12 protein-coding genes and 1 pseudogene are annotated in these 13,305 nt (G+C 36.5%); 1 reads left to right on the forward strand and 12 read right to left on the reverse strand.

What is annotated here, in order from left to right:
• Positions 1-149 precede the first annotated feature (149 nt).
• The 3 genes from ACM44_RS14215 to ACM44_RS14225 form a co-directional block, all read right to left on the reverse strand.
• A complete protein-coding gene (locus tag ACM44_RS14215) occupies positions 150-749 on the reverse strand; it encodes a hypothetical protein (RefSeq protein WP_048500725.1) in 600 nt (199 codons plus the stop codon).
• 33 nt (positions 750-782) lie between these two features.
• Positions 783-1,076, reverse strand: coding sequence for a helix-turn-helix domain-containing protein (locus tag ACM44_RS14220; protein ID WP_048500726.1), 294 nt, complete (start codon positions 1,074-1,076; stop codon positions 783-785).
• 236 nt (positions 1,077-1,312) lie between these two features.
• Positions 1,313-2,050: a hypothetical protein gene (locus ACM44_RS14225; protein ID WP_152669389.1), complete on the reverse strand. Its 738-nt coding sequence runs from the start codon at positions 2,048-2,050 to the stop codon at positions 1,313-1,315.
• Between the two features lie 354 nt (positions 2,051-2,404).
• Here ACM44_RS14225 and ACM44_RS14230 point away from each other — a divergent pair, with 354 nt between their 5' ends.
• On the forward strand, positions 2,405-3,616 hold the full coding sequence (locus ACM44_RS14230; protein ID WP_048500728.1) for a site-specific integrase: 1,212 nt from the start codon (positions 2,405-2,407) through the stop codon (positions 3,614-3,616).
• A gap of 62 nt (positions 3,617-3,678) precedes the next feature.
• Here ACM44_RS14230 and ACM44_RS14235 read toward each other — a convergent pair whose 3' ends face one another.
• The 9 genes and pseudogenes from ACM44_RS14235 to ACM44_RS14270 form a co-directional block, all read right to left on the reverse strand.
• The gene (locus ACM44_RS14235; protein ID WP_152669390.1) at positions 3,679-4,209 is read right to left on the reverse strand and encodes a nucleotidyl transferase AbiEii/AbiGii toxin family protein; all 531 of its coding nucleotides are present in this window, start codon (positions 4,207-4,209) and stop codon (positions 3,679-3,681) included.
• Positions 4,196-4,693: a hypothetical protein gene (locus ACM44_RS15265; RefSeq protein WP_053215482.1), complete on the reverse strand. Its 498-nt coding sequence runs from the start codon at positions 4,691-4,693 to the stop codon at positions 4,196-4,198. The genes ACM44_RS14235 and ACM44_RS15265 overlap by 14 nt, the downstream gene beginning before the upstream one ends.
• A 43-nt stretch (positions 4,694-4,736) precedes the next feature.
• Entirely contained in the window at positions 4,737-5,594 is an 858-nt protein-coding gene (locus ACM44_RS15270) for an IS5 family transposase (RefSeq protein ID WP_053215483.1), read from the reverse strand.
• 242 nt (positions 5,595-5,836) lie between these two features.
• Positions 5,837-9,025 carry an efflux RND transporter permease subunit gene (locus ACM44_RS14245; protein ID WP_048500729.1) on the reverse strand — a complete coding sequence of 1,063 codons (3,189 nt, stop codon included), beginning with the start codon at positions 9,023-9,025 and terminating at the stop codon, positions 5,837-5,839.
• Positions 9,026-9,029: 4 nt separating this feature from the next.
• A complete protein-coding gene (locus ACM44_RS14250; protein WP_048500730.1) occupies positions 9,030-10,091 on the reverse strand; it encodes an efflux RND transporter periplasmic adaptor subunit in 1,062 nt (353 codons plus the stop codon).
• Between the two features lie 6 nt (positions 10,092-10,097).
• Positions 10,098-11,447, reverse strand: a complete 1,350-nt coding sequence (locus ACM44_RS14255; RefSeq protein WP_152669391.1) for a TolC family protein — start codon at positions 11,445-11,447, stop codon at positions 10,098-10,100.
• A 40-nt stretch (positions 11,448-11,487) separates the two neighbouring features.
• Positions 11,488-12,096, reverse strand: a complete 609-nt coding sequence (locus tag ACM44_RS14260; RefSeq protein ID WP_048500731.1) for a TetR/AcrR family transcriptional regulator — start codon at positions 12,094-12,096, stop codon at positions 11,488-11,490.
• A gap of 292 nt (positions 12,097-12,388) precedes the next feature.
• A pseudogene (locus ACM44_RS14265) lies at positions 12,389-12,964 on the reverse strand (helix-hairpin-helix domain-containing protein); the annotation flags it as partial.
• A gap of 97 nt (positions 12,965-13,061) precedes the next feature.
• A partial coding sequence (locus tag ACM44_RS14270) for a transposase (RefSeq protein WP_048500733.1) occupies positions 13,062-13,305 on the reverse strand: 244 nt, incomplete at its 5' end.

Genomic DNA, 13,305 nt, shown 5'->3' on the forward strand with positions numbered 1-13,305 from the left:
TTACAGCGAATTTATGAGCTTAACATCATGAAAAAAGACAAGCTAAAATGAATGAAAATGGAAAGAAAATCAGGTGGTCAATTTGCTCCGAATCTCGGTGGTCAATTTAAACCGAAATTCACTGGTCACTTTGCTCCGAAATCAGGTGGTCAATTTGACCGTTTTTTCCAGTCAAACCCAGGAGTTGTGTCTAATAACGAAAAGAGGACATCATTCGAAAAATAAAGGGTAAACAAATGCTTTCGAGAATCGTAATAGAAGCTGGCAAGAAACTTTCTTTTGCCTAGTCGGGTTTCAACGTCTAACTCAGAAAGTATAGCAAGTTGTTCAACAAATACGTTGAAGTTACTTACGCAAATCGAATTATTACAACTTAAGTGCTTTGTTCCAAGACAAATCATATGTCGTGGCTGCATTTCTATAGATTTGTGAAGTTCCTGTTGCTTTTTCTGATAGTCTTTTATAATAAAATTTTCGATATCGTAATGATTGACTTGCCTATCAACTGACGCAAATCCACGTAGTTTTGCCCAATAAAGTTCGTATTCAAGCTTCTTTTTTGCCACAGATATTAGAGTTCTGAAGATTTGCCTTTGATATAAAGTGGAAAAGATACAATAGAGCACCCGGTATCCGAAGATATTTAGCTCTGAACTGACTTTAGGATCAATTAAGAAATCGACTATGCTATTGGGTATAGTGATATTTTTGTGAAGAGGGTTTTCTTCCTGTCTTTCAATTGGCTCCATTCTGCATGTATTTGGTTCTATGACATTGAAAATTTACTTTTTCTTATTGTTCTTCAAGAAAATTTCCGCGTCTTCCTGATTATACACTTTGTTGTCTTTCACCCAGTCAACTAGGTCAGATTTGAGAAAGAATAGCAAGCCATTCGTTGGTTTATAGAAAGGAATGGACCGTGAGGAAGTCAATTTGCTGAGGAGGCTATAACTGATTCCAAGATACGCGATCGCTTCCGAGCTTGAAAGCACTTCTTTGTCATTAATGAAATTGTCTTTGAGAAGCTTCTTCAGTTCATTCAATTGCTTCTGCAGCTCAACAGGTAATTGTGACATTTTTGAAAGTTTTGGAATTATGGGACAAAAATATCTATTGCCTAACCGAGAACTGGAAAAAAAGTGACCTCGCTATCCGCGAGGTCAACAATTTCTTGCAACTTTTGTTTACTTTTTTGACTTATTTTTACTTTCTGTAAAATTAATACTTCTGTATTTCACTTTACTATCAGTGAGACATAGGCCCATTTCACCAATAAACGTAGTAAACTTTCTTATAGCATTTTCTTATAAAATTACTTCATGCGATTCCTTGTTGTCGTCACACTCTTGTACTTTATTTCTTTACCCTTATGTAGAAAAAGAAGTATTAATTTAGTTTGTGGAATACGCGTTATTATACTTAATTCCTCAAGAAAAAACACTATCTCCTTTAATCTACGAGCTTCATAAAGTAAAATTTTGTCCTTATGCTCAATCACTACATTATTCTTGAAAATTAAATCGATAAATTTTTCTTCGGTATAGACGCAAACGTCAAAATATTTTTTTGCTTCCAAAGAATGAAAATTATGTAACTTTTTAAGCTTGCGCGAGCCTTTCCTTTTGTCATGTTGATAGATATTGTCAACTTTTTCTACTGATTTACTTTTACTAAAAGCAAATCTCGCAAACTTTAGTACATCAAACTTCGTTACTTCCTCAATAATATGTGATTTTCCTCCAACGCTCATGAATATTTTGTTCGCGATACTTGACTGCCTATAATCTAACTCATTAATTTTTGAATATGTTGTTTTGAAAGCAGCCAAAACCATTATAAACAAGTAAAATATTAACATCAACACTTTTAAGATATCTTCTACTATCGAAAAATCTTTCAACGCGTAAAAAATCACCAATAAGATAAAAACTACAGGAGAAAATGTAAAAAAAGGGCCACTAATTTTCTTTTTTACATTCTCAAGCAAAAATTCTGAAAGAAAAACAGTTCTTCTCAAATTGGAATCGATGTCCATAAATAGTTTTGTCATAACGATATGTTTTCCCACAAAAACAGGATTATTTATATTCATATGAAAACAAATAACTAACTTTGAATCGGCAATATTGTTGTACTAATGTTGTACTCGACCAAAAATAAAAAGACACCAACATTGCTGTAAGTGTCTGATTTAGAGGGAGTGGCCCAGCTTGGGCTCGAACCAAGGACTTACTGATTATGAGTCATTTAATTTATTTTTTATTATACTTTACATTGTTTTATTATACTTTATTTTTAACTGATTACCAATGCTTTACAAAATAATGTTCCTTATTCTAATTTACTTTTCTTTATATTTGTAGAGCAAATGTTCGTCAAATGTTCGTCAAAAAAAGTATAAATAATGACCACCTTTCAGTTTACTTTAAAGAATAACGCCAAATCAAATGGTGAAAAAAGTATCATCATGTCGTTTATCAAAGACAGAAAAAACACAAGTTTGTCGCTTCGACATTCATGTACCGACCAACAATGGAGCTCAGAAACGGAACGTGTGAAAAAAAGCCACCCTGATTACGAAAAACTTAATAAGTTTATTGATAAATACAAAGGAATTGCTTCAAAGATCATAGAAGATCTTGAAGATGATAATATTCCCTATACCCTGCAGGATGTAATTTATGAGATTAAGAATTATAAGGGAGACCTGAAAACAATGTCCTACACCAAGTTTCAAGAAATCGTTATTGAAAACCTAAAAAAATCTGATAAAATTGGGTCTGCGCAAGTTGACCAAGATGCATTAAACTCTCTTCAAAAATTTTTTGACAAAAAAGACATCGGTTTTAACGAGATTAAATATCTAACCCTCAAAAAATATGAGGCACATTGTATTGAAAAAGGAAATTCACCTGCAACTATCGGAATCCGAATGAGGGCGATTAGAAGCGTTTTTAATCAGGCAATCAAGGCTAAAGTAATCAAGGAAAGACAATACCCTTTCAAGGACTATAAAATTTCCCAAATCAAGAGTAACAGCAAAAAAGAATTCTTGAGCGTGAGCGAAATCGACCTACTAAAAAAATATGAACCAAAGGATCAGTACGAAGAATTTGCTAAAGACATGTTTCTGTTCAGTTATTACTCAAGGGGAATTAATTTCATCGATATGATGCAACTCGAAAAGAATGCAATAATCGATAAGAATATTTCTTACTACAGGGAAAAAACAGGAGTTGCAGTAAAATTCAAATTAAATAACATCACAGAAAAAATTCTTAAGAAATATAAATCAGAAGCCGAGTCTAAATTTCTATTATCCATCGTAAAAAACAATAATCCTACAAAAACTTACTTGAAAAACAAATCTCAAAAATATTTGACGATCTATGTCAATAAATATTTGAAGGATATTATGAACAGTCTTAAAATCAATAAAAACATCACCTTTTATTGCGCAAGACATTCCTTTGCGACTGCACTCAAGTTTGAAAATGTTTCAATTGAAATTATTCGGGAAGCATTAGGTCACAAAGATATTAATTCGACAATGTCGTATCTGAATTCACTTCCTGATGCTAAATTGGATAAAATCATTGAGGATATTATAAAGTGAAAATTTCGTTTTATAATCGTGTGATAGCGTCAAATTATGAATCTATTCAATTCTAACTGTTATTAGTTATTCAGCTTGTCCATAATTTGCTTCATCGTTTCAATCAAAATGGAAAAACTGGGGCTTTCGCCAACAATCATACTTCCTTGCATAATCTTATAATCATTCTCCCAATCATTGATTACTTCATGAGGTGGAATAATATTGATGAATCCCTTTTTGTGACTTTCATAATCAATCCACTTGGAACGGTTCATCTTCTCTCTAAAATTGACAATTTTTTCAAAAAGTTCGTCATCTTCCAAAGCACTTTTGCCATATTCAGTGTGATACAGTTGGAATAAATCGAATAAATGTCGGCTCATTCTTTCACTTCTGATTCGGTCTTTTGGTTTTGAAAACTCTTCATGAAGTAAAAGGATTTTTTCAAGAAAAGTTTTTGTAGGAACCGTTACCAACACTTCAAATGGTGGTAAAGAAAAAGAAGCATCTTTGTAATATTCTTCAATAAAAGATTGTACTACTTTTTCCTCAGAAGGTTCTTTCAATGCTCTAGCTCCCATTTCAATTAGTCGTTCCTTAACAAAACCCACTTTTTAATTTATTTTTAAAAACAGGATTAGAAAACAGCATAATTTGTATCTTATAAAATAAGAAAATAATTTTCTGTTTCAGTAGTTCCATCATTTTCTTCATGTTCCAAGCGGTTGCAGCTAGTAATGCATTGATTTGTGGTCCCGTTTCTCCCATGAAGTAATTTTTTGCCAGCCTAAAATCGGTTTTTAAATGTCCGATGATAGGTTCTATTGCCGCTCTGGTTCTAAATTTTTTGCGCTTTGTCTGCTTTTGATAAGCATTGTCTTTTTTTCTTGGAATGCTTGGGATGGAGATTTTCACGCCCTTTATTTCTGATTTTCCTCTGCCACCTCTATCGTAAAGGAGTTCTTTTGGGAGCTTTTGACCACCGGTTTCCATCTGTTCCAAAAGTGGTTCTATGGTGTGACCATCGTAAGGAGTTTGCAAAAATGCTTTAATCCCGAGAATGATTTTCTTGCCTTTGTTGGCGGTGGTTATCAAACCTACCTTATTCCCAAATTGTTCATTGCTTTATTATTGTTTTTTAATGGTATTCACGAATGCTTCGCATTTCATACTGGCTATGCGCTTTTCCTTTGGCAATACATCGGGTAAAAGGCTTGTGAATGCTGTAAATTTTATCGGCATCGTTTCTTTTTTGTGTGACAACCTTGGTGTACAATGTCATTAAATCTTTATAAAATTCTTGCTGTTCTGCATTAAAATTCCGTTGCAATTCACGAATCAGTCTCATGGCGATGGTTTTGAGCTGTCTTTGAGATTTCCTTGCCGCTTTTGCCCGCTTGGGATGTTTTCCGTTGTAGGTGTTGCGCACCATTTGTTTGCTGACTTTTGTGTAGCGTTGTCTTTGTTTTATGCCTTCATTTCCGGCTATTTTGTTGCAATAATCGATCACTTTTTTGCACAATTTTGCATCGGTAGGAAAAGAGGTATTATTCTCCTGAACGGTAGTATCGGACAAAACAAAATTTGAGGTGTTCGTCTTGGCATCGTGCATTCTTACGCTGTAGGCAAAGATTTTTTCGATGCCTTTTTCGCCAATTCTTTTTCGGAAATGAACAAAATTACTCGGGTCACAAGGAAATTCGTGTTCAAAGAAAACCCTGCCACAAAAATGCTGCATATAAGGATTCATGATCCAGGCTTTTTCCAACGTCTCATCGCCCAAATTATACAAATGTTTCAGTAGCAAACAACCCACCATAAACCGAATCGGATGGCTCGGATTGCCCACTTTGGAATACAAGGGCGAAAATTCTTTCTCAAAATAATTCCAATCTATTTTTTCTGAAAGTAGAACAAGTTCATGCTCGTGGTCAATAAAATCCACCAACATTGGGCGGAATAATTCTGGCTTCTTTTCTGGATTTTTTCCCAACATATTTGCAAGGTTTTAAAGCTCTAAGATACAAATTCTTGCAATAAAAAACAAGCTATTCTAAACCCAAAATACTAATAATTAGTAAATTATAGGTGGTTTAAGGAGAGACTAAATATGAAGATTCTTAATCTATCGCTGTATTTTTTTTAAAAAAATTTAATCATAATCATCAACAAATAAAATAAAGAAAGCCGCTTCAAATGAATGAAACGGCTTTCTCTTAACAATAAAAAAACTATAAATTATACGATATGTTTCGGGGTAAACCCGTCGTCACTTAATTCCTGGTGTTCATAGTCAGCTTTCATTTCCTCTTCATAATCGATTTTTTCATGTTTACCCATTCTTCTAAGTAATGAATCGAACAGGGAATACACTACCGGAACGATAATCAATGTAAGGAACAATGAAGATATCAAACCACCGATTACTACCCACGCTAATCCGTTGTTCAATTCGGCTCCTGCTCCTTTTGCCAATGCAATCGGAAGCATCCCAAAGATCATCGCAATGGTGGTCATCAAAATTGGACGAAGACGAGCATGATTCGCTTGGATAAGTGCGTCATGAGTACTTGCTCCAGCGGCTTTTCTCATGTTGGCGAAATCGACAATCATAATCGCGTTTTTCGCAACCAAACCAATCAACATAATCATTCCGAGCATGGTAAAAATATTCAGTGAATTTCCTGTAAGGGCAAGAATTACCATTACTCCGATCAATGCTAATGGAATTGAAAACAATACTACGAAAGGATAAACAAAACTGTCATACAGCGAAACCATAACCAGATAAACTAAGACAATAGCCGCCAATAGAGCGATTCCTAAAGTACCGAAACCTTCTGTTTGGTTTTCCATATCACCGCTCCAGATGTAGTTTACGCCTGCAGGCTTTGTTTTTTCGTTATCCATAAACATCGCAGACCATTCATTCGCGACATCACCTACTGGCCGACCTACTACTTTGGAAAGAACTTTCACGGAAGGCGATTTATCTCTACGTTGCAACAAACTAGGTCCTGAACTCATTTCTACATTCGCAAACTGGCTGAGTCGGATTTGTTCGCCTTTATTATTAGTGAACATTAAGTTTCTAACATCATCAATCGATTTTCTGTTGTTATCTGCAAAACGAATATTAATATCATATTCATACTCCCCTGCGCGGAATTTTCCATCGGTATTTCCATTAAATGCAGTTTGCATCGTTTGTCCCACACTTGAAAGATTCAAACCTAACGCAGCCATTTTATCACGGTCAATATTCACTTTTACCTCCGGACTTCCGGTATCAGTAGATAATTCGGCATCTACCGATCCAGGAACTTTTTTCAGCAACTCGAGGATTCTCGCAGCTTCTTTATTTGCTGTTTCGTTATCTGGTGCGGTTACTACCATCTCGATTGGGGCATTAGCAGCTCCCATCAAGCCAATTGGTGCAGTTTTAAATTCCACTCCGGTGAATTTTTCTTCCAAATCCCTTTTGATCTTCGCCGCCATAATTTCGGTACTTTCAGAACGCTCGGATTTATCTGTCAAAATCACCTGAACTTCGGATTGGTAAGCCGTTGCCTGTGCTCCACCAAAACCGGTAGATTGCTGACCAACGGTGGTAATTAAATTCACCACATTCGGGTTGTCTCTCAGATATTTTTCAACCTGAAGGGTAACCTGATTTGTTTTTTCGATGGTAGCATCTTTAGGCAATTCCATTTGCACGAGGAACTGTCCACGGTCCATTTTCGGGAAGAATTCGCCTCCGATAAATCCGAAAACTACCAATAGCATTGATGAAATCAAAACAACAAAGGTTACAATTACCGTCATGATTCTTCTAAAACCTGTTTTCAAACACCATTCTAGAATTTCTGTAATCCAATGGGTAAATTGATCTAATTTAGTTTCAAACCAAAGAATAAATTTCTCAAATGGATTTTTACCTGTAAGATGTACTACTTTTCCAAATCTTGATGACAACCATGGAATAATGGTAAATGACGATAACAAAGAAAATAATGTGGCAATAACGACGGTGACACAGAACTGAGCTAAAATATTTGATACCAAACCGGAACTCATTGCGATAGGTAAAAATACCACTACAATAACCAAAGTAATTGCAGTTACTGTAAAGCCAATTTCGGATGCCCCATCGTACGCTGCACGAATACGGCTTTTGCCCATTTCCATGTGACGATACACGTTTTCTAAAACCACAATCGCATCATCCACAAGAATACCTACTACCAAGGAAAGCCCAAGTAAGCTCATCAAGTTCAGCGTATATCCCATTAAATACATTCCAATGAAAGTCGCGATCAACGAGATTGGAATGGACACCATTACAATAAATGCATTTCGAATATTGTGTAGGAATAGCAACATCACAATCGCTACCAACACAATCGCCAACACCAAATCGAAAATTACATGATTCGCTGAATCTAACGTGAAATCCGTAGTATCGTTTACAAGGTTCAATTTTATTCCTTGAAGTTTATAATTATCGGTTACCTCGGCCATTGTTTTCTGAATACTTTCGGAAACTGCTACTGCATTTGCATCAGATTGCTTCTTTACTTGTAATAGAATTGTTGGATTCTGATTGTACCTCGCAATTTTTTCAACATCTTTCTGTGTATCGAATACCGTTGCAATATCAGACAAACGAACTTGTGCTCCATTTTTAGAAGAAATAACAAGGTTGCTTAATTCTTCAACAGATTTGTATTTTCCGGATAATCTAATAGTCGATCTTGAAGTTCTGGATTTTAAACTTCCGGTTGGGAAATCTAAGTTTGATGAAAGAATCGCTTGCTGTACTTCTCCGATACTGATGCCATAACCTTCCAGTTTTTTATCATCAATACTCACTTGAATTTCTCTTTCCTGACCGCCGATAAGATCAACCTGCGCTACCCCATTTACACGGGAAAAAATCGGTTCAATTTTCTTATCAAGCAAATCATAAAGTTCTTTGCTGTTCAGCTTATCACTCGAAACACTCATGGTAATGATCGGAAGATCATCTAATGAGAATTTATTTAGAGAAGGCGCATCCGCATCATCCGGAAGCTCAGAAAGTATTGCATTTACTTTACGTTGAGCATCATTCAGCGCATAATTTACATCGGCTCCGGAATTCAGTTGCACCATCACAACTGAAAGACTTTCGTACGATGATGATTCTACTTTTTTTACGTTTTCTAAAGCACCCACTGCATCTTCGATTTTTCTGGTGACCGAAGTTTCAACCTCACTAGGCGAAGCTCCGGGATAAACCGTGGAAATCGTCACCATGTTGGTTTCAAATTTTGGGATGAGCTCGTATCCCATCATGGAATAGCTCAACAAACCACCTAAAGTAAGTATCGTAAACAAAACGATAATTAGCGATGGTCTTTTGATTGATATTTCTGCTAATTTCATTGTTTTATTTTACGATATTAATTTTTGATCCGTTTTCTAAGTTGATTTGTCCGCTGGTAATTACTTGTTCACCACCATTTAAACCACTGATAATTTGTACTTTATCGCCATAAACTTTTCCTGTTTGTACTTTCACCAGTTTCGCAGTACCATTTTGAACGATGAATATCTGACCTGAACTTACTCCATTTACGAAAGCTTCTGCTGGTACCACGAGCATATTTTGATTTTCAGCTCCATAATTGGTTTTGAATAAAGCGGTGGCATACATTCCCGCTTTTAATTTCCCATTATTAGCAACTTCTATTTCTACAGGGAAGTTGAGCGAAGCATCACTTTTTGGTGCGATAAACGAAATTCTTCCGGTAAAAGTTTCGTCCGGCAAAACATTAACATTAATATCCACTTGCTGCCCGATCTGGATTCTTCCCACTTGGCTTTCATCCACCAAAACAGAAAGTTTCAAACTGTTGATATTAACGATTTCAAACAAAGGTGTTCCCGGTGAAACTACGGCGCCCGGCTCTACCATTTTTTTATTGATCGTTCCGCTGATACCTGCTCTTACTTTGGTATCGTTCATTCTTACGCTTTGCGATCTCACAGCAGCTTGTGCATTTTTCAGCTGGAGTCTGGAATTATCTAATTGTTGCTTGGTAACACCACCTGTTTTGTAAGCGTTTTCGTAACGTTGGTTGTCGATAATGGCATTTTGCAAATTATTTTGAGCTTGGGTAACATCTACTTCGATTGCATCTCTTTTTATACTTGCCAACACTTGTCCGGCTCCTACGCGCGAACCTTCTTTTACATAAACACTAACCACACGTCCGGAAATATCCGCAGACTGGTTGGTTTCCTGTTTCGGAATGAAGGTTCCGTTCGCAGTATAATCGGTATTGATGTTTTCCCGGCTTGCGGTCACTACATTCACGTTGATTTTATCTACCTGTTTCGCTACCTCAGCAACTTCTTTTTCTTGTTTGGCTTTGTTTCCCACAATGGTGTATGCTCCCCAACCGATAAGTAGTGCTGCAACGATGATATATATTAAAGATTTCTTCATGATAGTTTATTTTAAATAAGTTTTAAGTTCTCCTTTTGCTTTATAATATTGAATTTCCGCGATTTTGTATTCCAAAATAGCATTGCTGTAATTGTTCTTGGCTTCCACCAAAGCATTTTCCGCTTCCAACAATTCTGTCAGCGTTGCCAAACCGTACTGATAATTATGTTTGGTATTAGATGTTACTGTTTCAGCAAGACTAACGTTGGCTTTTTGATTTTCTAAGGCCAAAAGACTGTTCTCGATTTGCGATTTTGCATTTTGATAGGATAAATCCAAGCCCAGTTTAGTGTCTTTGATGCTTACGTCCAGTTTATCCAGTTCTATTTGCGCCATTTCTACACGGGCTTTTGTAGCAAATCCATTAAAAATAGGAATATTAACGCCCAAAGTAATCGCAGAATAATCTGCCCAATAAACGCCATTTTTTTCACCATTGGTCAAAGGAAACTTATTACCCAATCCTTGCCAGCTGTAATTGGCATTCAGATTTACTGTCGGATAATACGCAGCTTCTACCGCTTTTTTATTGTACTGCAGAAGTTCTCTTTGCTTGTTCAAAATTTTAATTTCAGATCTCTCATCGGTTCCCACTGTTTCGTCCAATAAATGTGGAGTAATTTCCATATCTGCTTTTACCAGCTCTATTTTGTTCTCAATCGGCATTCCCATATAGAATTTCAATGCGTTTTCTGCTTGATTGATGGCGTTTTGCTGCTGCTTAAGAATCGTATTGATGTTGGTAAGATTAACATTGGTTCTGTCGAGATCAATTTTTTTTGCAAGTCCGTTATCAAATAAACTTTTAATAATATTTCTCGCTTTTTCGGTACTTGAATAGCTGCTTTCTAAAGTTTCCTTCTTTTGCTGAATAGTAAATACCTGAAAATACGCATTAGAAACCCTTTCGATGATTTGTTCTTCAGTGAGCTGTGCATTAAGCTGATAAAATTCTTTGGTTGATTTGGCAGCTTTAAGTCCAACAAATACTTGCTGATTAAATAAAGCCTGAGAAAGTTGAACTCCTGCTCCGGCATTCCACTTTTGGCCCATTGTAATCAGCTGTATATTACTAGGTCCCCCGCTGAATGCGCCTACATCTAGAGCAGTAGACTGCAAAATTGGGTTATAAGTTAGGTTGGCTACACCATTAATCTTCGGAAGAGCACCTGCTTTTGCTTCCATGATTTGATAATCTGCATTGCGGACATCCAGTTTGGCATTCTGCGCTTCTGCCTTATTTTGTAGCGCATACTCGATGGCTTGTTTCAGGGTAACGGTTTCCTGCGCTTGCAACTCGGTAATCGAGAAGGCAAAGAGCAGCGCACCGAGCGCCATGTTTCTCCAGTTGGTCATTGTATATTGAGTTATTATTTGTTATGAATTTTATTATAGCTTAAATCGTTTCAGATTTGCAGACCACATTTTTCAGGTAATTTTTGCCTTTTTCGGTGGTGATGGCATACATGAAAAATTTCATCGCTTCATTATTAAAGTGGGTTCTGTCAATTTCTTCAGTATTGAAAAAAGGTGAACTATCGTAGGACATGATAAGTTGAAAAAACATCTTACCGTATAATTTCTCATCAAAATCGTCCCGATAATACCCTTGTTCTCTACCTCTTTTTATATTATGAATGATTACTTCTGTAAATCTTTCAGAGAAATGCATCATATGTTGATTAAAGATCGTCGGATAATACTTAATTAGCTGGCGAATAAACAGTGATTTATTGGTTTGCACTGCCTTTTCTATCTGCTCATCGCGACAAAACATCCTTTCGATGGCATTTTCAATTTTAATATCCAGTTCGTTGAGTTTTTCGATGACTTCTTTTAATTTGAACTGAAGAACATCGCTTAAAAGCGCTTCTTTGTTGGTGTATTTTTGATAAAGCGTTTTCTTAGACATCCCGAATTCTTTCGCAATATCATCCATTGTCAATGTTTTTGCACCATTTTCGACAAACAAATCAGCTACTTTTTCTAAAAATTTTACATCCATTTTTACAAATTTCGGTTGCAAAGTTACAAAAGAAAACTCAAAAACAACAAAAGTTTCCTGGTTTTTTTTATTAAAATCTATCCACTTTATTGAAATCCAGAATGATAGGATTAATAAAATAATTTTCTTCTTTTAATACTTCATTTTTACCATACTTCTTCTATTTTTTTGTTTTATCAAATTAGACGTTTGAGGAGTTCCCCGCTGCGCAAAGTCTCCTGACTTTGATCCCCGCTGCGCAAAGTCTCCTGACTTTGAGCCAATTTGAACGAAACATATCATAACTAAACCACTAAACCATCTTCTTGCCAATCAAATCCAGAAACTGTTGCTCGTCCAGAATCGTAATCGTGCCGATGTCCTGCGCTTTTTTCAGTTTGCTTCCGGCTTTTTCGCCCACTACCAGATAATTCAGGTTTTTGGATACTGCGGAGATGTTTTTGCCGCCGTGTTTTTCCACCATTTCTTCCGCAGCATCCCGGGTAAAAAGGGAAAGTTTCCCGGTAAACAGAAAGGTTATGCCGTCCAGCACATTGCGTAATATTTCTCCGGCAGCATCTCCTTTTTCCAGCTGTACACCATAGGATTTCAGGCGTTCAATCATCAGCAGATTTTCGGGATTCCGGAAGAATTCTTCAATGCTCACCGCAATCTTGGCACCGATGTCTTCCACCTGCGTCAGTTCTTCGGCCGCCGCATTTTTCAGGTCGTCGATCGTGGCAAAATTCTTCACCAGTTTCTTGGCAACGGTTTCGCCAGCGTGCTTAATGCCAATCCCAAAAAGTACTTGTTCGAATGGGATTTCCTTTGATTTCTCAATGCCGTCAATGATGTTCTGAGCGGATTTTTCCGCCATTCTTTCGAGCGGATTTTTCCTGATTCCTGATTACATAACCTTCTTTCATACTTCTGTTTCCTCAAAGATAATTTTTTCTAATTGATATGTTATTGTAAATTGCTCAAAGTCAGGAGACTTTGCGCAGCTGGAAATGAACAAAATTACTCGGGTCACAAGGAAATTCGTGTTCAAAGAAAACCTTGCCACAAAAATGCTGCATATAAGGATTCATGATCCAGGCTTTTTCCAACGTCTCATCGCCCAAATTATACAAATGTTTCAGTAGCAAACAACCCACCATAAACCGAATCGGATGGCTCGGATTGCCCACTTTGGAATACAAGGGCGAAAATTCTTTCTCAAAATAATTC

The organism is Chryseobacterium koreense CCUG 49689 (assembly GCF_001045435.1).
In the GTDB taxonomy this organism is placed as follows: domain Bacteria; phylum Bacteroidota; class Bacteroidia; order Flavobacteriales; family Weeksellaceae; genus Kaistella; species Kaistella koreensis.